Origin of the sequence: Sphingobium herbicidovorans (assembly GCF_002080435.1) — a bacterium.
GTDB lineage: Bacteria > Pseudomonadota > Alphaproteobacteria > Sphingomonadales > Sphingomonadaceae > Sphingobium > Sphingobium herbicidovorans.
This window is the reverse complement of record NZ_CP020539.1, coordinates 372,558-398,233: the sequence shown is the minus strand read 5'-3', so window position 1 is coordinate 398,233 and position 25,676 is coordinate 372,558. Positions and strand designations below refer to the sequence as shown.

Below are 25,676 nucleotides of genomic sequence, written 5' to 3'. Positions count from 1 at the left end.
CGCAAGGCATTTTGAGGAGTAGAAGAAGTGGGCATCTGCGAAGGACGTGTTGCGATCGTGACCGGGGCGGGCAATGGCCTTGGCAAGGCCTATGCGCTGGGCCTGGCGGCACAAGGCTGCAAGGTCGTGGTCAACGACCTTGGCGTTGGCGCCCATGGCGAGGAAGGCGCGACCAGGGGCGCGGCCGAGCAGGTGGTCGACGAGATCAAGGCGATGGGCGGGCAGGCCGTCGCCAACACCGATGACGTCGCTGAATGGGACTCAGGCAAGAGGATGGTCGAACAGGCGCTCGACAGCTTCGGCGCGCTTCATGCCGTGGTCAACAATGCAGGCTTCGTGCGCGACCGCATGTTCTTCACCTGTAGCCCGGAAGAATGGGATGCGGTGATCCGCGTCCATCTGCGCGGCCATTTCTGCACGAGCCGCCACGCCGCTGAATATTGGCGCGCGCAAAGCAAGGCCGGCAATCCGGTCGATGCGCGCATCATCAACACGACGAGCGGCGCAGGCCTGCAGGGATCGGTCGGCCAGTCGGCCTATTCGACCGCCAAGGGCGGCATCGCGACGCTCACCCTCGTCCAGGCCGCAGAGCTTGGCCGCCTTGGCATCACCGCCAACGCCCTTGCCCCCAACGCCCGCACCCGCATGACCAATACCGGCGCGTTCGACATGGAGGCCAAGGAAGGCGAGTTCGACCTGTTTGCGCCGGAAAACATGGCCCCGCTGGTCGCCTATCTGGTGTCGGAACAGTCGAAGGGCGTCACCGGCCAAGTGTTCGAGCTGAAGGGCGGCCAGGTCTTCCTCTCGCAAGGCTGGACCGACAGCCCCGCCTTCGACAAGGGCGCGCGCCTCGAAGCCAGCGAGATGGACGCGATCGTGCGCAAGCTCATCGAAACGCGCGAGCCTGCAAAGCCCGTCTACGGAGCGGCCTGATGGATTTCGCGCTCAGCGACGACCAGCGCGCGATCCAGGAAGCGGCCCGCGACTTCCTGACCGACGCCGCCAATCCCGACGTCATCCGCGCCGCCGTCGAAGGGACCACGGGCTTTGATGAAAGCCTGTGGTCGAGCCTTGGCGAAATGGGCTTTGCCGGGCTGATGATCCCCGAGGCCCAGGGCGGCCTTGGCTTGGGCGCTGTCGAAATGGCGCTGGTCCTGGAAGAAACCGGCCGCGTTCTTGCGCCCGTTCCCTTCTTCGAAACTGCCGTGCTCGCCGTGCAGGCGGTGCTCGCCGCAGGCAGCGAGGAACAGAAGGCGGCGCTGCTCCCCCGCCTCGCGTCCGGCACGCGGGCGAGTTTCGCTAGCGCCGCAAGCCGCCCCACCCTCTCGAACGGCCGCTTGACCGGCGCCGCGCAGTTCGTGACCTTCGGCCATGTCGCGCAGCTGATCATCGTCGCCACCGCCGACGATAGCCTGGTCGTCCTCGAAGCCGACACCCCCGGCCTTGCCGTCGAAGCGCTGCCTGCGCTCGACCGCACCCGCCGCTTTGCAACCCTGACCTTCGACTGCGCGGTCACCGACGCCATGATCCTGGGCGCGCCCGGCAGCGCCAAGGCCGCGATCGAGCGGACCCTCACCATCGGCGCAGGGCTGCTCGCCGCTGAACAGACCGGCGGCATGCAATATAGCCTCGACGCCACCGTCGACTATGCCAGGCAGCGCGTCCAGTTCGGCCGCCTCATCGGCTCCTTCCAGGCCTATAAGCATATGCTCGCCGACATGATGCTGCTGGTCGAAGCCTCGCGCTCTGCCGCCTATTATGCCGCCGCCGCGATCGATGAGAATGGCGAGGAACTGGCCGAAGCCGCGCACGCCGCGCGCGCCTATGTGTCGGACGCCTATTGCTCGGTCACGGGCGACGCCATCCAGCTCCATGGCGGCATCGGCTTCACCTGGGAACATCACGCCCATCTCTATTTCAAGCGCGCGCGCGCTTGCGCCAGCTGGCTCGGCACCCCCGACCAGCATCGCGAAGCGCTCGCCGCCATCATCATGAAGGACGCCGCATGACCCCGACCTCGCCCGTACCGCCCTATCCCACGCCCTTAGGCATGCTCAAGGGCAAGACCGTGGTCGTGACCGCGGCGGCCGGCACCGGCATCGGCTTTGCCGCCGCCAAGCGCGCCGCCGAAGAAGGCGCGAAACTCCTCATCAGCGACTTCCACGAACGGCGCCTCAATGAAGCGGCCGACCGCATTGCCGAGGAAGTGGGCTGCGAGCGGCCCGCCCTGTTCGTGTGCGACGTCACCAGCGAGGAGGCCGTGCAAGCCTTACGCGATGCGTCCCTTGCCGCGCTGGGCCGGGTCGATGTCCTCATCAACAATGCAGGGCTGGGCGGCGAGGCCGATATTATCGACATGACCGACGAGCAATGGGCCCGCGTGTTCGACGTGACGCTGACCTCGCTCTTCCGCATGACCCGCGCGTTCCTGCCGTCCATGTACGCCAACAAGTCGGGCGTCATGGTCAACAACGCCTCGGTGCTGGGCTGGCGCGCGCAAAAGGGCCAGGCCCATTATGCCGCCGCCAAGGCAGGGGTGATGGCCTTCACCCGCTGCGCCGCGATCGAGGCGGCCGAACATGGCGTACGCATCAATGCGGTCTCGCCCTCCCTTGCCATGCACCCCTTCCTCGCCAAGGTGACGACCCAGGAAGCATTGGACAAGCTGGTCGAGAAGGAAGCCTTCAAGCGCCCCGCCGAGGTCTGGGAAATCGCCAATGTCATGATGTTCCTGGCCTCCGATCTCTCCTCCTACATGACCGGCGAGATCGTCGCGGTCTCAAGCCAGCGGGCCTGACCATGGCGACCATCTTCGAAAATCCGCGCGACCTGCTCGGCAAGGAGGGCGTAAAGCTCGACACCTCCGACTGGCTCACCGTCGAACAGTCGCGCATCGACGCCTTTGCCGACTGCACCGGCGACCATCAGTGGATCCATGTCGATCCGGTCCGCGCCAAGGACGGTCCCTTCGGCGCGACCATCGCCCATGGCTACCTCACCCTCTCCCTCGTCAACCTGTTCATGCCCCAGATCATCGAGGTCCGCCGCTTCTCCGCAGGGGTGAACGTGGGCATGGACAAGACCCGTTTCTTGTCCCCGGTGATCGTGGGCTCGCGCATCCGGGGCACCGGCGAGATCGTCTCGGTCGAGGAGGTGAAGGGCGGCGCCATCCAGGCGGTGATCCGCGTCACCGTCGAGATCGAGGGCCCAGATGGTCAGCCAACCGCCAAGCCCGCCTGCGTGGTCGATACCATCAACCGCTATTTTCCGGAATAGCGGCCTTGGCCCGCGCCATCATCGCCCTCACATTGAGCCTTCTCGCCGCTACCCCAGCTGGAGCCAAAACCATGCCAGATCCTGTTAAAATGGAAGCCGCCGTCCACGCCTATGTCGCAGCGTTCGAAGCGGGCAGCGCCGATCAGGTCGCCGCCCTCTATGCGCAGGATGCAACCGTTGAAGACCCGATCGGCTCCCCCATCCACAAGGGCCGCGAGGCCATCCGCGCTTTCTACGCTGAATCGATGAAGACCGGCGCGAAACTGAAGCTTGAAGGCCCGGTGCGCGTGGCGGGCGACTATGCGGTGTTCCCCTTCTCGGTGAACCTGAACTTCGACGGCGGGGCCAAGCGCATCGACGTCATCGACACCTTCCGCTTCAACGACGCCAATGAAGTGATTGAAATGCGCGCCTTCTGGGGCCCCACCAACATGCACGGCTTCTAAGCCGCCCACCTTCTCCCGGCGGGCGCGAAACATAGAAATAGACAAGGACATTTACCCATGCGTGAAGCAGCCATCATCTCGACCGCCCGCACTGGCGTTGGCAAAGCCTATCGCGGTGCGTTCAACGACACCGAAGCGCCGTTCATGTCCTCCCATGTGGTCGATGCCGCCATCGCCCGCGCCGGGATCGATCCCGCCCGCGTCGACGACGTGTATCTGGGCGTCGCCAACCAGTGGAACACGCAAAGCTACAATGTCGGGCGCCTGACCGTCCATGGTTCGGTCCTCCCCGACACCACCAGCGGTTTCTCGATGGACCGCAAATGCTCGTCGGGCCTCAACGCACTCGCCTTCGCCGCGCGCGGCATCATCGCCAACGAGATTGACTGCGCCATCTCGGGCGGCGTGGAAAATGTCTCGCTCACCATCGACAAACATTATCCCGCCTTCCGCAACCGCTCCGAGTTCATCAAGGCGCGCGATCCCAACGCTTACATGGCGATGATCGAAACCGCCGAGGTGGTCGCCGAACGCTATGGCATCAGCCGCGAGGACCAGGACCGGTTCGCAGCGCAGTCGCAGCAGCGCGCCGCCGCCGCCCAGGAAGCAGGCAAGTTCGATGACGAGATCGTGCCCATCACGGTCACCAAGGCCCTCTTCGACAAGGAAGGCAATGAGACCGGCAAGGAGGAACTGACCCTCACCAAGGATGAAGGCATCCGCGCCGGCACCACTTACGAAAAGCTGTCTGAACTCAAGCCCGTGTTCAAGAACGGCACGGTCATCAAGGAAGGCAAGCATGTGACGGCGGGCAATGCCAGCCAGCTGTCCGACGGCGCATCGGCCCAGCTGGTCATGGACCTTGCCACCGCGCAAAAGGAAAATCTCCCCATCCTTGGGCTCTATCGGGGGTTCCAGGTCGCAGGCTGCGGCGCTGACGAAATGGGCATCGGTCCCGTGTTCGCCATCCCCAAGCTGCTTGAGCGCACCGGCCTCAAGATCGACGACATCGGCCTTTGGGAAATCAACGAAGCCTTCGCCAACCAGGCGATCTATTGCCAGCGCACGCTCGGCATCGATCCTGAAAAGCTCAACGTCAATGGCGGCGGCATCGCCATCGGCCACCCCTTCGCCATGACCGGATCGCGCCTGGTTGGCCACGCCCTCATCGAAGGCAAGCGCCGCGGCGTCAAATATGTGGTCGTCTCCATGTGCGTCGCCGGCGGCATGGGCGCGGCCGGCCTGTTCGAGGTCGCCTGATCCATGCAGCTCGCCTTCGCCCCTGAACTCAAAGCCTTCCGCGCAGAAGCCGCCGACTGGCTCAACGACCAGCTCGCCGGTCCCTTCAAGGCCATTCGCGGCCAGACCAACCAGGTCGACAATGTCGAGGAACGCCGCGCCTGGGAAGCGGCGCTGGGCGAAGCGCGCTGGAGCGTCATTGGCTGGCCCGAGGAGTGGGGCGGGCGCAATGCCTCGATCGCGCAGCAGATCATCTTCGCCGAGGAATATGCCAGAGCCAAGGGGCCGCCCCGCGCCGGGCACTTAGGCGTCGAGCTGCTCGGCCCCACCCTCATCGCCATGGGCAGCGAGGACCAGAAGGCCCGGTTCCTTCCCGACATCGCCCATGGCCGCGCCATCTGGTGCCAGGGCTATTCCGAACCCGGCGCAGGATCAGACCTTGCCAACGTCAAGACCAGGGCGCGCCTGGAAGGCGACCGCTACATCATCGACGGCCAGAAAATCTGGACATCGATGGGCACGATCGCCGACTGGTGCTTCGTGGTCGCCCGCACCACGCCCGGCAGCGTCGGCAACAAGGGCCTCTCGTTCCTCATGGTCCCCATGGACCAGCCCGGGGTCGATCCCCGCCCCATCCGCCAGATGACCGGCGAGGCCGAGTTCGCCGAAGTGTTCTTCGACGGCGCAGAAGCGCTCGCCATCGACCGCATCGGCGAGGAAGGCGATGGATGGAAGGTCGCCATGGCGCTCCTCGGGTTCGAACGCGGCGTATCCACCCTCGCCCAGCAAATGCACTTCAAGAACGAACTCGACGACATCATCGCCGCCGCCAAAGCCAACGGCAAGGCCAACGACCCCCTCACCCGCCAGAAAATCGCCACCGCCCACGCAGGGCTCAAGATCATGCGATACAACGCCCTGCGCATGCTGTCAGGCGGCGAAAACAACCCCGAACTCTCCGGCGCCGCCTATACCTACAAACTCTACTGGTCCAGATGGCACGTCGCATTGGGCGAACTCGCCATGGAAGTGCTCGGACAACAAGGCGAAACAGGCAGCAACGAAGATCGGTTCGACAGCCTCACAAACATGTACCTCATGTCCCGTTCCGACACCATCTACGCAGGAACAGACCAAATACAACGCAACATCATATCAGAACGCGCCCTCAATATGCCCAGAGAACCAAGAGGGTGAAAGGGGATCCGTGGAGGTCGAGCGCGGACCATCTCCATGTTCGATGAAATTCAAAAGCCAAACTGAACAAATCCATAAGGAGGATTGAGATGCCATTGGACCCTCAACTTGAAGCCATGTTCGCCAATCAGCCGGAATGGCCGCCGATCCGTACCGTTCCGGTACCGGCGTTGCGTGAGGCGGTAAGATCGAGTTCGATCCAAATGCCGCCGCCGCAGGTATCGTTGGCTTCTGTTTCCGACCGCACCATTCCGGGTCCGGCGGGTGAAATCCCGGTGCGCATCTATACGCCCGAAGGCTCCGGCCCCTTCCCCGTCATCGCCTATTTCCACGGCGGCGGGTTCGTCGTCGGCGATCTCGACACGCAGGACATGATCGCACGCGGTCTCGCGGCGGGCGCGGAAAGCATCGTCGTGTCAGTGGATTACCGCCTGGCCCCGGAACATAAATTCCCGGCGGCCTTCGATGACTGCTGGGCTGCAACGCAGTGGGTGGCGACCAATGCGGCCGAACTGGGCGGCAACCCCGCGCTTATAGGCGTGGCGGGCGACAGTGCTGGCGGCGTGCTGGCGAGCGCCTGCGCCCTGTTGGCCCGCGATGCAGGCTCACCCCGGCTTAGCGTGCAGATCAACTGGTATGGCCCTGGCATCCACCCGATCCCTGAAGAAGGTTCAGCGATCGAGTTCGCCGATGGTCCGATCCTGCGCCTGGATGACGCCCATTATTTCTGGGAACTGCACATCAGGGACGACAGCGACTTCGACGATTTCCGCGCCAGCCCGATGAAGGCGGTCAGCCATGAAGGCTTGCCCCCGGCGTTTATCGCCAGCGCCGAATGCGATCCTATCCGCGATGCCGTGGAAAGCTATGCGCCGGTGCTGGAAAAGGCAGGCATCGAGGTGGAAGTGAAGCGCTACCCTGGCATGGTTCATGGCTTCGTATCATGGCTGGGCTTCCTGCCCGGCGCGCAGGCGGCGATGGCAGATGCCTGCGCCTTTGCGAAAAAGCAGTTCGCGGCAGCCCGCCAAAACGCCTGACCGGAATGAAAGAGGCGGCTCATCCCGATCGGGTGAGCCGCCTTCCGCAATCGGTATTTCAGTCTGGCAGTGGTTGACCCGCGATCAGCGCCCGTGCGTCGGCCGAACCGTCGAGCAGGCTGTTTACGCGGCGCGCGACCTTCCATTCCGCGTCGATCCGAACCAGGCGCCAAAGATTGGCCGATGCGCGATGCGCCTCCCAACAATCGCCCACCTTGCGGAACACCACCGAATAGGTTCGGGCGGTAGCGCGATCCCCGGCCAGTTCGATGACCGGTGGGCTAAGCACATGCGCTGCGCCGCCATGAATCAAGGCCTGATGGCTTTCCCCCTCCAACAAGGCCTGGATCGCCGCACGGCCACGATAGACGCCAAAGCCGCCGACTTCATAAATTCCATCCTCAGCCCATAGCGCCGCCGCGCCGACGCAATCCCCCGCATCCGCGAGCGGACCATAGCGCGCGATCAGGTCGCGTATCGCCTCCCGGTCTTCCAGAGCGGCGATACGCGCGCCAACTGCTAGAGCTTCACGATCTTGCATTGCGGCACCGGGTGCTCACTAGCCTCGATCCAACGCCACAGCCCCGTGCCCTTACGATGGCCGGACAGGTCGATCCAGTTGCCATAGCCGGGGTCCTTGTCCGCGCAGACGAGAATAACGCTGCCATCTTCTTCATATTTTGCCTGTGCACCATTAACCCAGACCTTGCGGTTCACATGGTCCATCGACTCCATCCACCAATTGTCGATCTGGAAATTCCAGAAGCGGCATTTTGGCGGTGTGGCGGTGATGACCAACGCCTCGTCCGGCGCGAGATCATAATAGATGTGGCCATACCAGATTTTGGGATCGCCACCCGCGCGCTGATATACCGCCTGATCCTTGCCATCATAGATACGGTTCGGCTGCTCCATGAACCATTGCGACCAGTCGGCAAAGGTGTTGGCTGTGCCGCGCACCCACGCAGCCGCGCCGTTCAGTTGGGATTCGATGGCTTGCGGCGTCAGGATCGCCGGGACTGCCGGCCCTTCGCTGATCCGTTCGATCCTTACGTCAGCCGCGACCTCCTTGCTCTTGTCATTGAAGGTCTGACGGATAATCAGCAGGGTCGTATCATCCGCCATCGGCAACCAATTGCCCGGCTTCTGCGCCTTGCTGGCGATGATTTCGAAGCTGCCGTCGGGACCGAATGTCATACCGGCCAGCTCGATTTCGCCAGTGGAGGCCATGGTGCCGTCGATGGCGTATCGGTTCGCCTTCGACCCGATCGAAAAATAGGGCACGCTGTTGCGATTGCCAGTGATGCGATACTCGCGGTCACCGCGCACGACAATTTGCTGATAGAGATTGTCGGGATTGTCGGCGCCGATCTTTATCGTATCGTCGGTCAGCAGGAAAATGCGCGGAAAATCCGGGTCGCTTGAATCAACCAGCATATTCAGCGCGGTACGTGTCAGCCGAGAAAGATATCGGAGTCCTTCTGCCTGGTCGATGGCTGTGCCCGGAGCGCTGGGCCGATCGAGGATTTCACCCGCATGAGCCAAGTTCTCGCAGAAATCCCGCCACACGGCGGACAACCGCAATTCTCCTGCCTTCTCTGCCACATCAATCTCCTCTATGCGTATTCGAATGGTGTATTTAGCCTATGTTCAATCAACGAAACATAGTTTCCGCCAGATAAATGCGTAAATCCTGGCCCGAATGATCGATTCTGCGCCGCCGCAACCCCTCCCCTCCTAGCGTTCGTGGTCGATCATGGCGCGCGTCACTTCTCCGGCCTTCAATGCTGCAATTGCCTCGTTGATACGATCCAGCGGCCAAATTCCGCTGATCTGATCGGCAAGGTTCAGTCGACCGTTCTGCGCCTGCGCGATCAGTTCGGGATAGTCGCGATCGGGCACTGCGCCGCCATTCATCGTGGCGATCACCTCACCGCCCATGACGAAGCTGCTGAGCGGCAATGCCGCCTCCGCCCCATATCGCGACATGCCGATCAGCACCACGCGTCCGCCCCGTTTGGTGCAGCGCATGGCCGTTTCGATCGCACCGACCGCACCGCTGCATTCCACAACCACATCGATCGGGCCGTGTTCCCGGGCCAGCATAGCTGCCGCCGTCGCGCTATCCTGCGCAGGGTTCGCCAGCACGAATGCGTCAGCGCCGAATTGACGCGCCGCCGCCTCCTTGGCCGGATTGGCATCGACCGCAATCACATGGGCGCCATTGCGGGCAGCCCCCTGAATCGCGTTCACCCCGATGCCGCCTACGCCAAACACAGCGACATTATCTCCCGCACGCACCCTGCCCAACACACGCGAAGCACAGACGCCGGTCGATACGGCGCAGCCGATCAGTGCGCCCTGGTCCAGTGGCAGATCGTGGAGCGCGAAAAGTTGGGACGCCTTCACCACGATCTCGCTCGCAAAGGAAGATACGTTGGCAAAGGAAGCGACCGGCTTTCCATCCAGCGCGAAGGGGAAACCTGGCGTAAAGCCCCAGTTGATATCGCAATTGTGCGGCTCTCCCCGGCGGCATTCGCGGCACTCTCCGCATGGCGTCTGCGTACCCACGGCAACATGGTCGCCCACCGCCCATCCTTCGACGCCCGGACCCAGTTCGGCGATCTCCCCGGCCGCCTCATGCCCAAGAATAACGAGTGATCCGCGATGATCCGGCGTCATCATCGCTACGTCGCTGTGGCAGATGCCCGAACGCAGCACCCGGACGCGCACTTCCCCCGCCTCTACCGGCCGCAATTCCACCCGATCGCTGACGAACAGCGATTGCCCGTCCCATATCGCGGCCCTCATGCGGAGAGACTCGCAAGAAGGGGGTATCCGAACGACGGATCATCGCGGTCAGCGCGACCATTGGGCGCGTCGTTGCTCATGCGATCGACGGCGGGCTGGTCCACCGGAACGATCGACCCATGGTCGAATACGAGGCTGCGATAAGTGAATTTCCATTCTCCGTCCCGCCGTTCATAGCGGTCGAGATAGCGGCCCAGCGCAATGAACAGCTTGGCGTCGGGGCCATGGGTCCGGTGCCACGCCTCGACATAATGCTCGCCTTCCGCGCGGTCGCCGTCGATGACGAACAGACTGTTTGTTATATTGTGTCGGGTCAGATCCCAGTGCGCGGTGACTTCGGGCAACCAGGCGACAAAGTCGTCCGGCCCGCCCTTGAACATCGCTCCATGATCGTCGATCGCATCATCATGATATAGCGTGCGAACCAGCGCAAAGTCGCGCCGGTCGCACCCCCGGCAGTACCGCATTACCAGATCATGCAGCGCAATCCGATCAAGCAAGGGCTGCGACATATTCCTCTCCATTCTGCTGACGCCGATCATCTTCCTTAGTGCCGCGCGGATAGCTGGCGGGCCATCCTAAGGGAAAGGAAAATGCCGCCCTGCGGTTGCCTGACCAGTGTTCCCTTAGTGCTGACGACGTCGTGCGTGATTCCTGTTACCGAACATAGCTCCACATTTCCGATTCGTCATCGGAAAACACTTGCCTTCCCTGCGAGGCAATCCCTAAACCGTCGCGGTAAGTGGGTGCGTTGGAAATTTATGACCGGTCAAAAGGGGTCGAATGGTGGCATGGCTGACGTAGAGCCTGGCTTCGGCCGATTGGATATCGACGAGGCTGCAGGTGACCGGAAACGGCGCAAGATATGGCTCGTGCTCGGCACGGCAGCGGCGATCGCGCTGCTGGCGGGCGCCATCTGGTTCATCCACCATCAACTGTACGGAAAATATCAGCAGACCACCGATGACGCCTATCTTCAGGCGGACAGCGTCACGGTCTCGGCCCGAATCTCGGGCTATGTCAGCGAAATGCTGGTGCATGAAAATCAGGAGGTAAAGGCCGGTCAGGCCCTGCTGCGCATCGAGGCTCCCGATTATCCATCACAGGCCACGCAGGGCGAGGCGCAAATCAACCTGGCGTCCGCCAACGCCGCCAATGCCGAAGCGATGATTGGCGAGCAGCAAGCCTCCATCGAACAGGCTCGTGCGATGCTGGCGGCGGCGCGGATCAAGGCGCGCTCTGCCGCGACCGAAGTCGCACGATATGCGCCGCTCGCCGCCAGCGGCGCGGAGCCGGCTGAAAAACTTGCTTCCCTGCGCACCCAAGCGGCGCAGGCAGCACAGGATGCGTCCGCACAACAGGCAGCTGTGGAGGGCGCGATGCGGCGCATCGCAAGTTTGCAAGCGCAGGTGGCGCAGGCGAAAGCGCAGGGTCAAAGCGCAAGGGCGCAGTTGGCGGCCGCGCAGCGCAATGTTCGCGACATGGTGATCCGGGCAAGTGTTGCCGGTCGGGTCGGCGACCTTACAGCCCGTCTCGGGCAGTTCGTGCAGCCCGGCTTGCGGCTGATGTCTGTGGTGCCGGTCGACCATCTTTATCTGGAAGCCAATTTCAAGGAAACACAGCTTGGCCTGATGCGCCAGGGCCAGCCCGCCGAGTTCGAGGTCGATGCCCTGCCCGGCGTCACCCTGCGCGGCCATGTCGCCAGCCTCGCGCCCGGCACGGGTTCGCAATTCTCGCTTCTGCCGCCACAAAATGCGACGGGCAATTTCACCAAGATCGTCCAGCGCGTGCCCGTTCGCATCGCGATCGATGCCGATACAGCTCTCAAAAAACTGCTGCTTCCTGGCATGTCTGTCTCGGTCTCTGTCGATACCCGGTCGGCGCGGGACGAGATCCAGCGCCTTAAAGATCGCCAGCAGACCCGGCAGGACGCAGGGCGGTGAGTCCGGCGCAGAACGTCGGGGAACAGCCTGCCAGCACTGCGGATTGGCTGGCGGTCGCGGCGGGGACTCTGGGCGCGATGATGGCGATGCTGGACATTTCCATCGTCAATTCGGCGCTGCCGATCATTCAGGGCGAAATCGGCGCGAGCGGCACCGAAGGCACCTGGATAGCGACGTCCTTCATCGTCGCGGAAATCGTCATCATCCCCTTGGCGGGATGGTTGCAGCGGCTATTCGGGCTGCGCAATTTCCTCCTCATCTCCACGATCGGTTTCATCGCATTCTCGATGGTCTGCGGCATGGCCCAGACGCTGACGGTCATGATCGCCGGACGGATCGGCCAAGGGGTGACAGGCGGCGCGCTGATCCCGACGGCCATGACGATAATCGCCACGCGCTTGCCGCGTTACCAGCAACCGGTGGGCAATTCCCTGTTCGGCGCCACCGCGATCCTTGGCCCTATCATGGGTCCGGTTCTTGGGGGCTGGCTCACTGAAAATATAAGCTGGCATTATGCCTTCTTCCTGAACCTGCCGGTGGGTATCGCGCTGCTGATACTGCTGCTGGTGGCGCTTCCGCATGAACGGCCTCGCTTCGACCTGATCGGGGAGGCCGACTGGCTGGGTGTCTTCGGCCTGATCCTTGGCCTTGGCGGCCTTACCGTCGTGCTGGAGGAAGGAGAAAGGGAGCAATGGTTCGAATCCTCCACAATCATCTGGCTTGCCATCACGGCCGCGGTCGGCTTCGCCCTGCTGTTCGCGGGGCAACGTCTCGCGAAACGGCCGGTCATCAGATTGCGCTTGCTGCTGGACCGCCAGTTTGGCGCGGTGTTTGTCATGGCCATGATGGTGGGCGTGGTGATCTACGGGACGTCCTATGTCATTCCGCAGTTCCTGACGCTGATCGCCCAATATAACGCGCTGCAATCCGGGAAGATCGTCCTGCTGTCTGGCATTCCGATGGTTCTGATGATGCCATTCATGCCATGGGCCATTCGCAACGTGCCGATCCACGCTGCCGTGCTGCTCGGCCTGACCCTGCTGATCATCAGCGCATATCTGGAAACCGGGCTGACCGCGTCATCGCAAGGATCGGATTTCGTCGATTCCCAATTGATCCGCGGTGTCGGCACCATTTGCGTCATGATGTACCTTAATCAGGCAGCGATCCGTTCCGTGCCGATGTCGCTGGCGAGCGATGCCGCGGGCCTTTACAATGCGGCGCGCAACCTGGGCGGCTCGCTTGCGCTGGCGGGCATCGCTATCGTGCAGGATCAGCGGCTCTGGCTCCACAGCCGCAGAATGGAAGAAGGCCTGCGGGCCAACAGTCTCGACGTCCAAAACTATGTGGATATGCAGGCCCAGGCTTTAGGCAGCCAGGAAGCCGCTTATCGGGTGATCGAACAGAATATCCACACTCAGGCGTTGACCATGACCTTCACCGACCTGTTCTGGATTCTGATCGTCGGCATCCTGTGTACCGCTCCGCTTGTTTTCTTCCTTCGGCCACTGCCGCAAAGCGCGGCGCCCGTGGCAGCCCATTGAGATGCCCATGCGCCGCGGAACCGCTTGTCTCCTCCTCTTGCTGATGACGGCCGGCTGCACGGCCGGTCCCGATTATCACGGACCGCAAAATGCTGCTCCCGCCACCCCTCCAGCTTTCGTCAGAGGCGACGCGAGCCAAGGTGCGATTGAGTTGTATCAGCCTTGGTGGACCACCCTTGCGGACCCGGTGCTGGATCAGCTCATGAGCCGGGCGCTTGCGAGCAATCCGCGCCTCGACGCAGCAGCCGCCCGCATCCGTCAGGCACGCTCCGCACTTCGACAGCGTAAGGCCGACGGCCTGCCAACAATCAACGGGTCAGCGATCCATGCAAAGGCCCGGCTACCCGGCCAGGCCGACGACGGCGGCGCCACCACCTTGGACCTCTATAATGTCGGGTTCGACGCAAGCTGGGAGCTGGATCTGTTCGGCGGTCATCATCGTGCGGTTGAGGCGGCACGGGCCGATATTGCGACGAGGGAAGCGGATCTGGCTGATGTACGCGTCAGCCTGTCGGCGGAGATTGCGCAAAGCTATGTCGATCTGCGGGACCGGCAACAACGTCTCATACTCGGACTGGAGGCGCTGGCGTTGCAGGATGAGGAGGTTGCCCTTACTCGCCAGCGATTTGAACGCGGCACGATAGCGCGCGGCGATCTGCTGCAACAGGAATACGATCGGGATGGGGCACGCGCCCGGCTGGCGCCGATCCGGGCCGAGATCGACGGGTTCAAGGATAAGATCGCCGTGCTGACGGGCACAGCGCCGGGTACGCTGGACGCACTGCTCGACGCCCCTTCCTCACCCCCGCTGCCACCGGCCCAGGTGGCGGTGGGCGATCCGGCCGCATTGCTGCGACGCCGCCCGGACATTCGCGCCGCAGAGCGCAAGCTGGCCGCACAGACGGCGCGGATCGGCGTGGCCGACGCTGCCCGTTTCCCTCGCATCAGCTTCCTTGGTCTTGTCGGCCTGGGGGGTTCTTCTCCCAAAGATCTCTTAGATCTCGACAAGTTCACGGTGGCGGCAGCGCCACGCATCAGCTGGTCTTTCCTGGATTTCGGCAAGGCCAGATCGCGCGTAGATGCTGCCGAAGCGCAGCGGGATGAAGCCGCAGCCAACTATCGGAACGCCGTGCTGGCCGCGCTGCAGGATGCGGAGGGCGCGCTATCCCGGTTCCAGCACCAACGCGAAAGCCTGACGGATCTTGTCCACGCCGAAGGGCAGGCGAAAACGGCGGCCGACCTGGCCCGGCAGCGCAGTGAGGCTGGGACGATTTCAAGAATAAACTATCTGTCAGCGCGACGTTCGGCGTTGGAGGCCACGCAGGCAAAAGTCAGAGCAATGGTCGGGCTGACCGAAAGTTTCATCAATATTCAGAAGGCGTTGGGGCTGGGGTGGCAGGGAATGCCCGCGGAAGGACCGCAAACCACCCACTGACCCGCTACCGCATCATGAAAAGCCAACAGGATAAGGGGAGACAGTATGAGCGAAGATTTGGCCATGGGTTGCCGCCGCCTGGTGGACAAAGTCATCGTCGTTGCCGGCGCGTCCAGCGGGATTGGCCGGGCCACGGCATTACGGCTCGCAGCGGAGGGTGCGAAAGTCGTCGCCGCATCGCCAGCAAGCGAGAAAGACAAGATCGATAGCCTGGTGCAAGAGATCACGGGTAAGGGCGGACAGGCGCTCGGCTGCCATTTCGATGCGACGGACGATGCTTCGGTCGCCAGGTTGATTGACACTGCCGCCAGCAGCTTTGGCGGCATCGATGCGGTTCACGCCAATTTCGCCGATCTCCGTATCCTGATGACCGATAGCGACGTTCTCACGGTCAGCGACGAAGTGCTGGAGCGCACGCTGGACGTTAACTTGAAGGGCATGCTGCGGATCACCCGCCATGCGCTGCCCAAGTTGCTGGAGCGCGGAGGGGGCGCAATGATCTATACATCATCGGCCGCTGCTATCGCAGCCGAGCCGGTTCGTCCCTGCTATGCGATGGCAAAGGCCGGGATCAATGCGCTTGTCCGCCATGTCGCCAGCGGATGGGGACAGCAGGGCATTCGCGCCAATGCCATCATGCCAGGGTTGGTCGTCACTCCCGAACTGCGCCAGACGATGCCGACCGATTTCCAGCAGGAAGTCTTGGCGCGGGGCCGGTCTCCACGCTTGGGTCAGGTCGAAGACATCGCCGCCATGGTAGCACATCTGGCGAGCCGGGATGGCGAGTGGATCAGCGGCCAGAGCATCGCGGTCGATGGCGGATCGACGGTGAGTTGAAGCAGAATTGCTGGCTTTGACTGCAGCCGATCCCCGTTCGGGCTGAGCCTGTCGAGGCCCTTCGACAAGCTCAGGGCCAACGGAGGTTGGAAGCTATGCTTTCAGAAGCACGATAAACCATCTTCTGCGCGCGCGGGCAAAATCATCCATGCAAAAATAAGGGCGCGAAGTTCTTCACTTCGCGCCCCTTTTTCACAGCCCCGCTCTTAGAAAGCGATCTTGGCGTCCACACCATAGGAAATCGGCTTGTTGAAGGTCGCGCCAGCGAAACCGAGCGCTCCGAAGTCGATGCCATAGACAAGGCGCTTCTGGTTCAGCAGATTATCGCCCCACACGCCGACATCCAGCTTGCCGCCGCCCATATCGATGCCTTCGACCGACAGACGCGCCCTGACGTTGGTCTGAGGCGGCGCAACGATGTCTTCGTTGAAGGGCGCGGTGTTGTTCAGCGCGTTGAAGTAGACCTCCGTCCGGTAGGAATAATCACCACGCAGGCGGACCAGCGTGTCACCGCCGCCGATCGGATGCGAATATTCGGCACCCACATGGACGTTCCACTTCGGCGTGTAGAGCGGCTTCGCCTGATCGGCCACGTCCACGATCGTATTGGTGCCCGGATCGCGGAAGAGGAAGGTCTTGTAGTTCGTCTTCACATAGCCGACCGAACCATCGATCTGGAAACCGGGGAAGGGCAGAGCCGTCACTTCTGCTTCGAAGCCCGACAGCCTGACCTTACCCGCATTGACGATCAGCGACGTAGCGCCGCCGCTGCCAGCTGCGAACTGCTGAACCTGCAGATCGTCATAGTCGGTGATGTACCCGGCGACGTTCAGGCGCAGGCGATTGTCGAACCACTGCGACTTGACGCCCGCTTCATAAGCGGTCGCCTTTTCCGGCTCAAAACCGTTGATGACGCCCGCGCGCGGATTGATGCCACCCGAACGGTAGCCGGTCGAAACGCGGCCATAGAGCATCACATCATCGATGACCTCGTAAGAGGCCGAAGCCAGCCAGGAGAAGTTATCGAAGCTGCGGCGACCGCGCTGCACCGGACTGACGTCACCCGCCAGATAAATGGTCTTGTCGTCCGCCGTATGCCGGCCGCCCAGCGTAACTTCGAGCTTGTCGTCCAGCGACGAAGGCCGCCAGCTGACCTGCCCGAACACCGCCATCGACTGAGACGTGCCGCCAAAAGCCTGGATCGGATTGGCATTGACGCCGACCGTCGCGAGATCCGGATTGAGCGCGGCGATCCCGTCCGCCACCGACTGCGGGAAGCCCAGGAACGGCAGACCCGCGACCGGCGTAACGATCGTCAGCGCCTGACGGTTAAATTCCGACGACTTTTCGTAGAAATAATACATGCCGAGCAGGTAGTTGAAGTCACCTACCTTGCCGAGTGCCTGGAATTCCTGGCTGAACTGCCACTGCTTTTGCGGCGCGTTGTTGCCGGTATAGGGCACAACATCCTGGATCGAAACCAGCGTCGGCGAGGTAAAGTCCACAACCGGACCACGCAGCACACCGTTACCGGACAGGTTCAGGATCGTGTCCTGGAAGAACTTGCGATAGCCGGTGATCGACTTCAGCGTCAGTTCCGGAATGGCGTCATAACTGACAGTCAGGCCGTGGCCCTGCACGCGAGTCTTGCTGCCATAGCGGAAATTGCCGTTGCGGTCGGTGAAGCCTGCCTGCTGGACAGTGCCCTGCCGTTCCGTGCTGACCAGAAAGGGTGCGCCGCCATAATTGGGCGACTGCGAATAATAGTCCTGGGCCAGCGGCGTAGTCGCAACGAGCTGAAAGAAGGCCGGGGTGCCGCGACGATCATCATAGTCGAAATTATAATTGACCGTGACGTCGCCAAAGTCGCCCTGAACGCCAACCGCAATGGAGTCAGCGTTGAGAGAGCCCGGATCCTGCGAAGAGGGTGTGAGCGTATTGTTCACAAAACCATCGCCCTGCCGATGCTGATAGGCGAACGACGCCTTGATGACGTCACCAATGATATAGCCGGTGTCGAGCCGGGCACGGGCATACCATTCGTTGAAGCGACCGTAACCTGCCTTGGCTGTGACACGCATGTCGTTGGCGGGCTTTTTGGTGATCAACTGAAGCGCGCCGCCGATGGTGTTGCGGCCGAACAGCGTACCCTGCGGGCCACGCAGCACTTCGATGCGTTCCAGGTCGATCAGGTCGAACACGGCGCCAGCCGCACGAGCCAGATACACCCCGTCCAGATAGACGCCCACGCCCTGTTCTGACACGGCGGACGGTTCATTGTTGCCGATGCCGCGAATGTAGATGGTCGCGGCCGAAAGGCTGGACGGCTGCTGTTCGATCGTGATGTTCGGCGCGAAATTCGGCACATCGGTCGGATCGGAAATATTCTGCCGTTCGATGAAATCACCGCTAAGCGCAGTAACGGCAACGGGCACGTCCTGCAGCGTTTCGGCGGAACGACGCGCGGTCACGACGATGTCGCCGAGATTGGCGCCCTGTTCCTGCGCAGCAGTGCCCGAGGACTGGTCCTGAGCATGAGCGGAAACCGAGAAAGGAACCAGAATAGCCGCGACGCCGGCCAGCAACATAGACTTCATTACATCCTCCCAACACATGGCTGTTTATCGCTAACAGTCCCGGCTTCTTATGCTTATCTGGACGCACTTCACCGGAAAAAGCATGCGACGCCCGCGGACATGAGTTTTCATGTCCGATTTGGCTCTCTTAGTCGCATATATCGCTTACTTCAAGTCACCAGTCGCCATCTGCGTATTTTATGATCTTTAATGCTACGCTGTTGCATATATCACGCAGGCCGAGAGTCAGTGCAGTTGCCCCGCAGTTGAGAGACGGGCGTTTCCACGTGACGGACATGCAGGATTTGAGCGGAGAGACCGGCAGGTGTGGACAGTCCGTCGCGCCATCCCGGTAGCCACAGGACGGCCTCACCGGGGAAAGCCACTTGTGTCCACCCGCTGGTGAAATCGACCGAGACGCCCGGCAACTCACGAGCGAAGCCTCCCGCCCATTCCAGCAGCCTCGCGCGCGCGTCGGCATCGTCGGCCACGCCTCGGATGAGGATCGCGGTGCGGCTACCATCGCTGCCACTGCGGCCACCCTGCGACAGGATGACCTCCTCCACACCAGCTGAAGCGATCATAGGCCGGTTCATGAACCGCTCCTCATCGGCGGCCATGATCTCGCCGACCGGACCAGCCATCAAGGCGGCCGCGGCCTGAATATCATCCGCCCAAAATTCGCTGATGGTATCCCAGCGGAAATCCGCGGCACCCGTCACATGATTGCGCGCATAACCTGAGAAGGGAAAATGACTGATCGCCAGCGGAGCATGATTTTCCTCATAATATGTCTGGAACTGATCGCGCGTGCTGCCCGGCTTGTGCGCCAGGGCGCAGATCGATTTGGTCATGCTGCGGCACTCTTTTCTGACAGGGCGGACAGGATGCGGTCGGCGGCGGCATAGGGATCAAGCCGGCGCATCTCGACCTGCTGGAGAATGGCGTCGCCGGACATGGCCAGGGCGCGAGCAGCCAACGCATCGCGGACCAGTGAGAGCACCTGTTCCCGGGCGCGCAGGCGGCTGCGGTTCGCGAAGTCGCCTTCCTGCTTCAGAAAACTCCGGTGCGCGGCGATGGCATCGACAATCGCTTCTGCCCCCTCACCTTTTGCAGCGGCGGCGCGGAGTAACGGAACGTCCCATCGGAGATCGGCGACCGCTTGGGCGCGCAGGTGGAGCATCAGTTCCATCTGGCGATGGGTGGCGTCATAGCCGTCGCGATCCGCCTTGTTGACGACGAAGATGTCGCCCGCCTCCATCAGGCCCGCCTTGACCGCCTGTATCTCGTCGCCAAGGCCCGGCACGGCGACGATGACGGTGGTGTGGGCGAGGTTGACAACGTCGATCTCATCCTGACCCACGCCAACTGTCTCAACGAGAACAATGTCATAGCCCATCGCGTCGAAGATCAGGCAGGCATCCTGCGTCGAACGCGATAGCCCACCCGCCTGCCCGCGCGTACCGAGCGAGCGGATGAAGACGCCGGGGTCGAGCGCATGGCGGCTCATGCGCACCCGGTCCCCCAATATCGCGCCGCCAGTGAATGGGCTGGACGGATCGACGGCGATGACGCCCACGCGCTGGCCGCGCTTGCGCCATTCCGCGACGAGCACATCGGTAAGGGTGGACTTGCCCGCGCCGGGCGGGCCGGTGACGCCGACCACCTGCGCGCGGCCGGTCTGCGGGTAGATGAGGCTGAGGACCTCTGCACCGCGCGGGTCGCGGTCATCCAGCCAGCGTATGGCGCGCGCGCCTGCGGCCACCTCTCCGGCCAGCAGCCGCCGCGCGACCTCCGCCGGGGTGCGGAGCATCAGGCAGCGTCCTCCGCCGGCCGCTGTGCCCACCAGCTTTCGAGATAGGCGACAATGTCGCGCGTGTCGGAACCCATGGTGAAGATGCGGTCGACCCCTGCTTCTTCGAGGATCGGCTTGTCCTCTTCTGGGATGACGCCGCCCGCGACGAGCAGCTTGTCGCTCGCGCCCGCTTCGCGCAGCAATCGGGCGAGTTTGGGCAGGCTGCGGGTGTGCCCGGCGGACAGGGTGGAGATGCCGACGACGTCCACATCCTCCTGCACGGCGGCGGCGCAGACCATTTCCGGCGTCTGTTTGAGCCCAGTGAAGATGACCTCCATCCCCGCTTCGCGCAGGGCATGACCGATGACGGTGACGCCGACGGTATGCGTGTCCATGCCAAGCTTGGCGAGCAGGACGCGCAAGGGGCGTTTGAATGTGGTCATGCTGGTCAGATTCCCATCAGCTGGCTGTCCGCGCTGTGGACGCCGAAGACGTCGCGCATCGCGTTGCAGATTTCGCCATGCGTGGCGTAGAGTTTCACCGCCTCCAGGCAGGGCGGCACCATATTTTCACCATTGCGGGCGGCTTCGCGCACCTTTTCCAGCGCGGCGTCGACAGCGGGCTGGTCGCGGCGTGCGCGCAGGTCGCGGACCTTGCGGATTTGCTCCTCCTCCATCGCTTCGTCGAGGCGGAAGATTTCGATCTCGCGCTCTTCGTCCGCGCGGGTGAGGTGGTTGACGCCGACCCATTTGCGGCGGCCTTCCTCTATGTCCTTGTTACGCTCATATTGTTCGCGGCCGAGCGCGCGCTGGATATAGCCGGTCTCGATCGCCTTTACCGCCCCGCCCATGGCGAATACCTTGTCCATTTCGGCGAAGGCGGCGTCCTCCATCTGCTTGGTCAGAGTCTCTACATAGTAGGAGCCTGCGAGCGGGTCGATCGTCTCCGCGACGCCGGTTTCATGCGCGACGATATGCTGGATCGCCGCGCCCACGCGGATGGCGTTTTCGCCTGGCAGGGCGTGGGCCTCGTCGTAAAGCGGCGTGGTCATCGCCTCCCCTGCCCCGCCCAGCGCGCAGGCGGTCGCCATGATGCCCAGCCGCGCGATATTGTTGAGCGGCTGCTGGAGGGTGAGCGCGATGGTGGTGGGAGAGGTCATCATGCGGATCTTGAGCGCTTCGGGCTTGGTCGCGCCGTAGCGCTCCTTCATCAGCCGCGCCCAGCATTTGCGGAAGGCGCGCAGCTTGCACACGCCTTCGAAGAAATCCATGTCGACGTTGACGACGAAGTGATTGATGTAGGGCGCCACCGTATCGATATCGAGCCCGCGCTCCAGCACCGCGTCGATATAGGCGCAGGCGATGGCGAGCGAGTAAGCGATCTCCTGCACCGGGTTCGCCTTGGCGGGCTGGAGCTGGGCGGAGATGATCGAGATCGGCGCCCAATTGGGGTGATTGCGGATGATATATTCGATGCAGTCGGTGGCGATCCGCAATCCATGCTCGGGCGGATATATGTAGCGGCCGACGCAGGTATATTCGATCAGGATGCCGTTGACGATGTGCAGGACGAAATCCTTGGGATCGACGCTCTTCTTTTCCAGCGCGGCGATGATCATGGCGAGGTTCACCGGCTGCGGCGCGTTGCAGACGCTCATCAGATATTTGAGCTTGTCGAAGGGGAGTTCGAACGCCTTTTCCAGATCCTCCAGACTGTCGAGCGCCATCCCTGCGCGGCCGACCTCACCCTCCACGATGGGATCGTCGCTGTCATAACCGTTGGTGGTGGCGAGGTCATATTCGAGGATCAGGCCGGACAGCCCCTGATCCAGCATATAGCGCGCGCGCTTCGCCCAATCCTCTCCCTTCCCGAAGCCGGTGACCTGGGTCATCGTCCAGAAATCGGTGCGGTGGCCGTTGGGGCGAGTGGACCGGGTGTAGGGATATTCTCCGGGGAAGCCCAGGTCAGCCATATAGTCGAAGCCGACGGCATCCAGATCAGCAGGCGTGTAGAGCGGCTTGATCGGCCATTTCAGCGCCTGAGTGACGAAGGGGTCGCGGCGTTCGGGTCGCCCGTCCATGGCAGGACCGCGCGTTTCCTCCTGCCAGCGGGCTTCTTCACCCAAGATGGCGTCTGTGGCGGGGACGATTGGTCCGGTCGGGCGATTCATGACGGCTCTCTCCTTGCCCACATTGCTATGCGCCGCTTGACCGCCCGCTCAAGGATTGACGCATGGGGAATGAAAGATTGTCGCATAATATCATATTATTTCGCATTATGTGATAAGATGCGCAGCATGGAGGCGATATCAATCAGGCTGGCGAGGCAGCGCACGGATGTCGTGCTCCGATCGCTGCATATTGATGGCGCGGTGATCGAGCTATGCGCCTTCCCCGAAGTCAGGGCCGAGACGGTGCGGATCGTTGAACCGCAATCCGTACTGATGCTCGGGCTGTCGCGCCTGCTGACCGGATCGGAAGGGCGGATTGCCGGCGACCCCCGGCGGCCGTTTGCACGCATGGGCGCTCTCGCGCTGCGCCCGGCGGGAGTGCCGATGGAAATACATGTCGCTCAGGGCGCCTTCGACACGCTGCGCATTCGCTTCGAGGATCGACGGATCGCGCCAGCCTTGGCGGACGTCTCGTTCAACGATACGGTTCTTGGCGCGTGTTTCGATATGCATGCCGCCTCTATCGAGGAGGCGATGCTGAGACTGGCAGCAGAGGTAGAACATCCTGCAGACGACAGTGCAGCCGTCGCGGAGGCGCTGGTCGCGCTGCTGCTGCTCGACCTGAGCCGTTTTCTGAAGGACGCATCACAGCGCGCGGGCAGGCGGCGAGGCGGTCTTTCCGCGCGCGCGCTCCGGGTGGCGCTGGCGATGATCGACGCGCCGGGGACTGCGCCTTCGCTTGACGCCATAGCGGAACGATGTGGTCTTAGCCGGGATCATTTCATCCGCTGTTTCCATCAATCGACTGGCGTCAGTCCCGGCGCGGCGATCCGGCGCAGACGCATGGAACGCGCCAAGGCGATGCTGGTGGAAGAGCATTGGTCGATCGAATACATCGCGCGCATGCTGGGCTATGCCGGTACGCCCTCATTTTCGGCCGCGTTTCGCCGCGAAACAGGAAGATCGCCCGGCGCCTGGCGGGCGCTGATGCGATGACGGGAAAGACTTGAATGGACGATATTGATTTCACTGCCCGAGTGATTGAGCACTGCCCGGTGTCTGGCGGGCAGTTCGAATTGGTGGAATGGCATTGGCCCGACATCGTCAGTTTTGAACGGACCGAAGATCAATTGATGCTGGAAATGTCGCTGCCGCCCATGTCGGCGGATGCATCGGCCTATTTCCCCGACATCGATCCTGGCCGTCGCTGCTTCATGGGCCCGCTGTTTATACGTCATCCGGGAATTGCCGTTGGCGGTCGTTCGGAAGGACGCCAGATCCGGGTTCTCCGCTGCGTGTTCGATGACGAACATGGCGCTGAAATCATGGGCACGGGCGAGCCCTCGCTACCCTTCCTCCAAGGGCTGCTGAACATTCGCAACGACGCGCTGCGCAGCCTTATGCGGTTGGCGCATCGGGAATTGATCAACCCGCTGGATCGGTCGGAAGATGCCATGGAAGCATTGTTTCAGCTTGTCCGGGTAGAGTTGCGCCGCCTGTTCCACCATGCTGCCGGTGCGGCGACCGCGAGCCGTCTCGCTCCGTGGCAATTTCGCCGCGTGCGTGAACGGATCGAAGCAGGCCCACCCATGCCGGGCGTGTCGGAATTGGCCGGGCTATGCGGCATCAGCCCACGCCATCTGCATCGCCAATTCCTCGCCCTGACCGGCAAGACGATATCGGCCTACATCGAAAGCTACCGGATTGAGCAGGCAAAGCTGCTGCTCGCGAACGCCGATGCGCCAATGAAACAGGTAGCCGAACAGGCGGGATTTTCCCATGGAAACAGTTTTGCCCGGGCGTTTCGGCGCGCCACAGGGCTGTCTCCACGGGAATATCGGCAGCGGTCCGCCGCTCTCACCAACGGAGTTTCAGAGACGTAAAGCCCATCACCGGCCCGCCGAAGATCGAATCAGCGTCCTGATCCGGGTCCAGCTCAAACTCCGGAATGTGGCGCAGCCACTCCTGCAGCGAAATCATGATTTCCCGCTTGGCGAGGTGCGATCCGATGCAGCGATGGGGGCCAAGGCCGAAGGTGACATGATTGTTCACCTTGCGATCAAGGTCGATCGTCTGCGGGTCCCTGAATATCGACGGGTCGCGGTTCGCCACCGTGTTTGGCAGGACCACGCGATCGTTGCGCCGGAACTGCACGCCCTTGAACTCGCAATCATGCGTCACCCGACGATAGATGCTGGACACCGCGTTGATCCGCATCAATTCCTCTATCGCCAGCAGGAATGCTGACGGATCGTCCAGGCGATCGCGGAACTTCTGGCGCGCGTCCGGCGAAGTCGCGAGATAACGCCAGACATAGGCCATGGTGTTCGTGACTGTATCCAGGCCGGCAACGAACAACAGAAAACCACAGTTGATGATGTCTTCCCACGGGAAAGGATTGCCGTCCGCATCGCGCGACTGCACCACGGTCGATGCGATATCATTGCCCGGATTGCGTTCCTTTTCGCGAAACAGTTCCTCCAGAACCTCGAAAATCTCCAGCAGGTTCGCCGCCCTGACGTCCGGGTCGGTGCTGCGGAAAAAGGTATCGGAAATGCGCAGGAATTCCGGCAGCCGCGCTTCGGGCAGGCCGAACAGTTCAAGGAAGGTTCCAGTCGGGAACTTGGCGGCATAATCCTTGACGAAGTCACATCCGCCCTTGCTCGCGAAACCGGAAATCAGTCCTTCCGCACGATGCTGCAATCCCTCGGTCATCCGCCGGACGGCAAGCGGTGTGAACATCGGCGCCAGGATCTTGCGAAAGACATCGTGTTGCGGCGGATCAACGCCATTGGGCTGGAGCACAGGATAAGGCTCCAGCGGCGGTATCTGCGCCTTGTGCGTCGAAAATATCTCGTGATTCCGATATGCCTCGGCAATGTCGCTATAGCGCAGGAACACCCAATGCCCGCCATTGCGCGGCGTGTAGAAGATGGGCGGCGCACCCCGGCGCACCAACCCGTGCCAGATGTCGACCGGATCGGACACATCAGCAGGCACTTCGAAAAAATCAAAGTCAACGATCAGATCTGATGGAACATGATCTGTCGATTGCGGATAGAAGCTCATTCACCCGTCCCTTTCGCAATGCGCAGGGCGCCTTCGGGACAGTTGCGGACCGCCATCCTCACCTTTTCTTCCAGTTCTGGTGGGAATTCGGGCTGTTCTATGACTACCTTGCCTTCCACGGCATCTGTCGAGAAGACTTCCGGGCAGATGTCTTCACATCGGGCATGACCCTGGCAGACATTCATGTTCGCGATCACGCGCATCGGGCATACTCTCCTGATCGGTTGTTACCGGCTATTTACCAGCACGGCTGGGCCAGGCCCATGGCGACATATCAACATATGCAGCCATAAGGAGCCGA

The 25,676-nt window shown here is 62.3% G+C and carries 25 protein-coding genes; 14 read left to right on the top strand and 11 right to left on the bottom strand.

Translation table 11 applies throughout. The features are described from left to right. Positions 1 to 27: 27 nt before the first annotated feature. The 8 genes from B6S01_RS16505 to B6S01_RS16470 all read left to right on the top strand — a co-directional run bounded on the left by B6S01_RS16505 (position 28) and on the right by B6S01_RS16470 (position 7,195). Positions 28 to 933, top strand: a complete 906-nt coding sequence (locus tag B6S01_RS16505) for an SDR family oxidoreductase (RefSeq protein WP_037467426.1) — start codon at positions 28 to 30, stop codon at positions 931 to 933. Beyond that, complete coding sequence (locus B6S01_RS16500; RefSeq protein WP_037467429.1) at positions 933 to 2,009, top strand: acyl-CoA dehydrogenase family protein; 1,077 nt, start codon at positions 933 to 935, stop codon at positions 2,007 to 2,009. Before B6S01_RS16505 ends, B6S01_RS16500 begins: the two co-directional genes overlap by 1 nt. Then, complete coding sequence (locus tag B6S01_RS16495; protein WP_037467432.1) at positions 2,006 to 2,797, top strand: SDR family oxidoreductase; 792 nt, start codon at positions 2,006 to 2,008, stop codon at positions 2,795 to 2,797. Before B6S01_RS16500 ends, B6S01_RS16495 begins: the two co-directional genes overlap by 4 nt. Before the next feature lie 2 nt (positions 2,798 to 2,799). Further along, complete coding sequence (locus B6S01_RS16490) at positions 2,800 to 3,276, top strand: MaoC family dehydratase (protein ID WP_037467434.1); 477 nt, start codon at positions 2,800 to 2,802, stop codon at positions 3,274 to 3,276. A 5-nt stretch (positions 3,277 to 3,281) separates the two neighbouring features. After that, on the top strand, positions 3,282 to 3,722 hold the full coding sequence (locus tag B6S01_RS16485; protein ID WP_231568039.1) for a nuclear transport factor 2 family protein: 441 nt from the start codon (positions 3,282 to 3,284) through the stop codon (positions 3,720 to 3,722). 57 nt (positions 3,723 to 3,779) lie between these two features. Further along, entirely contained in the window at positions 3,780 to 4,982 is a 1,203-nt protein-coding gene (locus tag B6S01_RS16480) for an acetyl-CoA C-acyltransferase (RefSeq protein ID WP_037467442.1), read from the top strand. 3 nt (positions 4,983 to 4,985) lie between these two features. Then, positions 4,986 to 6,158, top strand: coding sequence for an acyl-CoA dehydrogenase family protein (locus tag B6S01_RS16475; protein WP_037467444.1), 1,173 nt, complete (start codon positions 4,986 to 4,988; stop codon positions 6,156 to 6,158). A gap of 89 nt (positions 6,159 to 6,247) precedes the next feature. Then, entirely contained in the window at positions 6,248 to 7,195 is a 948-nt protein-coding gene (locus tag B6S01_RS16470; protein ID WP_037468000.1) for an alpha/beta hydrolase, read from the top strand. Between the two features lie 58 nt (positions 7,196 to 7,253). Here B6S01_RS16470 and B6S01_RS16465 read toward each other — a convergent pair whose 3' ends face one another. The 4 genes from B6S01_RS16465 to B6S01_RS16450 all read right to left on the bottom strand — a co-directional run bounded on the left by B6S01_RS16465 (position 7,254) and on the right by B6S01_RS16450 (position 10,518). Then, positions 7,254 to 7,736 carry a nuclear transport factor 2 family protein gene (locus B6S01_RS16465; protein ID WP_037468002.1) on the bottom strand — a complete coding sequence of 161 codons (483 nt, stop codon included), beginning with the start codon at positions 7,734 to 7,736 and terminating at the stop codon, positions 7,254 to 7,256. After that, positions 7,715 to 8,800, bottom strand: a complete 1,086-nt coding sequence (locus B6S01_RS16460) for a DUF1214 domain-containing protein (RefSeq protein WP_081570520.1) — start codon at positions 8,798 to 8,800, stop codon at positions 7,715 to 7,717. The genes B6S01_RS16465 and B6S01_RS16460 overlap by 22 nt, the downstream gene beginning before the upstream one ends. A gap of 132 nt (positions 8,801 to 8,932) precedes the next feature. Continuing rightward, positions 8,933 to 10,006 carry a zinc-binding dehydrogenase gene (locus B6S01_RS16455; protein WP_037468004.1) on the bottom strand — a complete coding sequence of 358 codons (1,074 nt, stop codon included), beginning with the start codon at positions 10,004 to 10,006 and terminating at the stop codon, positions 8,933 to 8,935. Further along, a complete protein-coding gene (locus B6S01_RS16450; protein WP_157704834.1) occupies positions 10,003 to 10,518 on the bottom strand; it encodes a nuclear transport factor 2 family protein in 516 nt (171 codons plus the stop codon). The genes B6S01_RS16455 and B6S01_RS16450 overlap by 4 nt, the downstream gene beginning before the upstream one ends. A gap of 279 nt (positions 10,519 to 10,797) precedes the next feature. Here B6S01_RS16450 and B6S01_RS16445 point away from each other — a divergent pair, with 279 nt between their 5' ends. Genes B6S01_RS16445 through B6S01_RS16430 form a run of 4 tightly spaced genes read left to right on the top strand, consistent with a single transcriptional unit; the run spans position 10,798 to position 15,765 of the window. After that, on the top strand, positions 10,798 to 11,949 hold the full coding sequence (locus tag B6S01_RS16445) for an HlyD family secretion protein (RefSeq protein WP_037468006.1): 1,152 nt from the start codon (positions 10,798 to 10,800) through the stop codon (positions 11,947 to 11,949). Further along, positions 11,946 to 13,493 carry an MDR family MFS transporter gene (locus tag B6S01_RS16440; RefSeq protein ID WP_037468008.1) on the top strand — a complete coding sequence of 516 codons (1,548 nt, stop codon included), beginning with the start codon at positions 11,946 to 11,948 and terminating at the stop codon, positions 13,491 to 13,493. Before B6S01_RS16445 ends, B6S01_RS16440 begins: the two co-directional genes overlap by 4 nt. Before the next feature lie 7 nt (positions 13,494 to 13,500). Continuing rightward, the gene (locus tag B6S01_RS16435; protein ID WP_037468273.1) at positions 13,501 to 14,928 is read left to right on the top strand and encodes an efflux transporter outer membrane subunit; all 1,428 of its coding nucleotides are present in this window, start codon (positions 13,501 to 13,503) and stop codon (positions 14,926 to 14,928) included. Positions 14,929 to 14,973: 45 nt separating this feature from the next. Continuing rightward, complete coding sequence (locus B6S01_RS16430; protein WP_231568059.1) at positions 14,974 to 15,765, top strand: SDR family NAD(P)-dependent oxidoreductase; 792 nt, start codon at positions 14,974 to 14,976, stop codon at positions 15,763 to 15,765. A gap of 206 nt (positions 15,766 to 15,971) precedes the next feature. On the opposite strand, the gene B6S01_RS16425 is transcribed toward B6S01_RS16430, so the two are convergent. From B6S01_RS16425 to B6S01_RS16405, 5 genes are all read right to left on the bottom strand, one after another. Beyond that, on the bottom strand, positions 15,972 to 18,362 hold the full coding sequence (locus B6S01_RS16425) for a TonB-dependent receptor (RefSeq protein ID WP_231568060.1): 2,391 nt from the start codon (positions 18,360 to 18,362) through the stop codon (positions 15,972 to 15,974). 209 nt (positions 18,363 to 18,571) lie between these two features. After that, positions 18,572 to 19,195 carry an EthD domain-containing protein gene (locus B6S01_RS16420; RefSeq protein ID WP_037468010.1) on the bottom strand — a complete coding sequence of 208 codons (624 nt, stop codon included), beginning with the start codon at positions 19,193 to 19,195 and terminating at the stop codon, positions 18,572 to 18,574. Then, on the bottom strand, positions 19,192 to 20,154 hold the full coding sequence (meaB, locus tag B6S01_RS16415; protein WP_037468278.1) for a methylmalonyl Co-A mutase-associated GTPase MeaB: 963 nt from the start codon (positions 20,152 to 20,154) through the stop codon (positions 19,192 to 19,194). Before meaB ends, B6S01_RS16420 begins: the two co-directional genes overlap by 4 nt. Then, on the bottom strand, positions 20,154 to 20,579 hold the full coding sequence (locus B6S01_RS16410; protein ID WP_037468012.1) for a cobalamin B12-binding domain-containing protein: 426 nt from the start codon (positions 20,577 to 20,579) through the stop codon (positions 20,154 to 20,156). Before B6S01_RS16410 ends, meaB begins: the two co-directional genes overlap by 1 nt. A 5-nt stretch (positions 20,580 to 20,584) precedes the next feature. Then, positions 20,585 to 22,306 carry a methylmalonyl-CoA mutase family protein gene (locus tag B6S01_RS16405; RefSeq protein ID WP_051908463.1) on the bottom strand — a complete coding sequence of 574 codons (1,722 nt, stop codon included), beginning with the start codon at positions 22,304 to 22,306 and terminating at the stop codon, positions 20,585 to 20,587. A gap of 126 nt (positions 22,307 to 22,432) precedes the next feature. On the opposite strand from B6S01_RS16405, the gene B6S01_RS16400 reads away from it, so the two are divergent. Next, the gene (locus B6S01_RS16400; protein ID WP_157704833.1) at positions 22,433 to 23,302 is read left to right on the top strand and encodes a helix-turn-helix transcriptional regulator; all 870 of its coding nucleotides are present in this window, start codon (positions 22,433 to 22,435) and stop codon (positions 23,300 to 23,302) included. A 14-nt stretch (positions 23,303 to 23,316) separates the two neighbouring features. Further along, entirely contained in the window at positions 23,317 to 24,189 is an 873-nt protein-coding gene (locus B6S01_RS16395; RefSeq protein WP_037468014.1) for a helix-turn-helix transcriptional regulator, read from the top strand. On the opposite strand, the gene B6S01_RS16390 is transcribed toward B6S01_RS16395, so the two are convergent. Both B6S01_RS16390 and B6S01_RS16385 read right to left on the bottom strand, forming a co-directional pair. Next, positions 24,164 to 25,375 carry a cytochrome P450 gene (locus tag B6S01_RS16390; protein WP_037468016.1) on the bottom strand — a complete coding sequence of 404 codons (1,212 nt, stop codon included), beginning with the start codon at positions 25,373 to 25,375 and terminating at the stop codon, positions 24,164 to 24,166. The two genes, B6S01_RS16395 and B6S01_RS16390, sit on opposite strands and share 26 nt — an antisense overlap. Further along, complete coding sequence (locus tag B6S01_RS16385; RefSeq protein WP_037468018.1) at positions 25,372 to 25,578, bottom strand: ferredoxin; 207 nt, start codon at positions 25,576 to 25,578, stop codon at positions 25,372 to 25,374. Before B6S01_RS16385 ends, B6S01_RS16390 begins: the two co-directional genes overlap by 4 nt. Positions 25,579 to 25,676 lie beyond the last annotated feature (98 nt).

Excerpts from the sequence above, each read along its gene's own strand:
- B6S01_RS16410 (WP_037468012.1), bottom strand. The coding sequence starts at position 20,579 with ATGACCACATTCAAACGCCCCTTGCGCGTCCTGCTCGCCAAGCTTGGC.
- meaB (WP_037468278.1), bottom strand. The coding sequence starts at position 20,154 with ATGCTCCGCACCCCGGCGGAGGTCGCGCGGCGGCTGCTGGCCGGAGAG.
- B6S01_RS16385 (WP_037468018.1), bottom strand. The coding sequence starts at position 25,578 with ATGCGCGTGATCGCGAACATGAATGTCTGCCAGGGTCATGCCCGATGT.
- B6S01_RS16405 (WP_051908463.1), bottom strand. The coding sequence starts at position 22,306 with ATGAATCGCCCGACCGGACCAATCGTCCCCGCCACAGACGCCATCTTG.
- B6S01_RS16465 (WP_037468002.1), bottom strand. The coding sequence starts at position 7,736 with ATGCAAGATCGTGAAGCTCTAGCAGTTGGCGCGCGTATCGCCGCTCTG.
- B6S01_RS16500 (WP_037467429.1), top strand. The coding sequence starts at position 933 with ATGGATTTCGCGCTCAGCGACGACCAGCGCGCGATCCAGGAAGCGGCC.
- B6S01_RS16480 (WP_037467442.1), top strand. The coding sequence starts at position 3,780 with ATGCGTGAAGCAGCCATCATCTCGACCGCCCGCACTGGCGTTGGCAAA.
- B6S01_RS16445 (WP_037468006.1), top strand. The coding sequence starts at position 10,798 with ATGGCTGACGTAGAGCCTGGCTTCGGCCGATTGGATATCGACGAGGCT.
- B6S01_RS16390 (WP_037468016.1), bottom strand. The coding sequence starts at position 25,375 with ATGAGCTTCTATCCGCAATCGACAGATCATGTTCCATCAGATCTGATC.
- B6S01_RS16450 (WP_157704834.1), bottom strand. The coding sequence starts at position 10,518 with ATGTCGCAGCCCTTGCTTGATCGGATTGCGCTGCATGATCTGGTAATG.
- B6S01_RS16425 (WP_231568060.1), bottom strand. The coding sequence starts at position 18,362 with ATGAAGTCTATGTTGCTGGCCGGCGTCGCGGCTATTCTGGTTCCTTTC.
- B6S01_RS16430 (WP_231568059.1), top strand. The coding sequence starts at position 14,974 with ATGAGCGAAGATTTGGCCATGGGTTGCCGCCGCCTGGTGGACAAAGTC.
- B6S01_RS16400 (WP_157704833.1), top strand. The coding sequence starts at position 22,433 with ATGGAGGCGATATCAATCAGGCTGGCGAGGCAGCGCACGGATGTCGTG.
- B6S01_RS16490 (WP_037467434.1), top strand. The coding sequence starts at position 2,800 with ATGGCGACCATCTTCGAAAATCCGCGCGACCTGCTCGGCAAGGAGGGC.
- B6S01_RS16395 (WP_037468014.1), top strand. The coding sequence starts at position 23,317 with ATGGACGATATTGATTTCACTGCCCGAGTGATTGAGCACTGCCCGGTG.
- B6S01_RS16420 (WP_037468010.1), bottom strand. The coding sequence starts at position 19,195 with ATGACCAAATCGATCTGCGCCCTGGCGCACAAGCCGGGCAGCACGCGC.
- B6S01_RS16435 (WP_037468273.1), top strand. The coding sequence starts at position 13,501 with ATGCGCCGCGGAACCGCTTGTCTCCTCCTCTTGCTGATGACGGCCGGC.
- B6S01_RS16455 (WP_037468004.1), bottom strand. The coding sequence starts at position 10,006 with ATGAGGGCCGCGATATGGGACGGGCAATCGCTGTTCGTCAGCGATCGG.
- B6S01_RS16475 (WP_037467444.1), top strand. The coding sequence starts at position 4,986 with ATGCAGCTCGCCTTCGCCCCTGAACTCAAAGCCTTCCGCGCAGAAGCC.
- B6S01_RS16470 (WP_037468000.1), top strand. The coding sequence starts at position 6,248 with ATGCCATTGGACCCTCAACTTGAAGCCATGTTCGCCAATCAGCCGGAA.
- B6S01_RS16495 (WP_037467432.1), top strand. The coding sequence starts at position 2,006 with ATGACCCCGACCTCGCCCGTACCGCCCTATCCCACGCCCTTAGGCATG.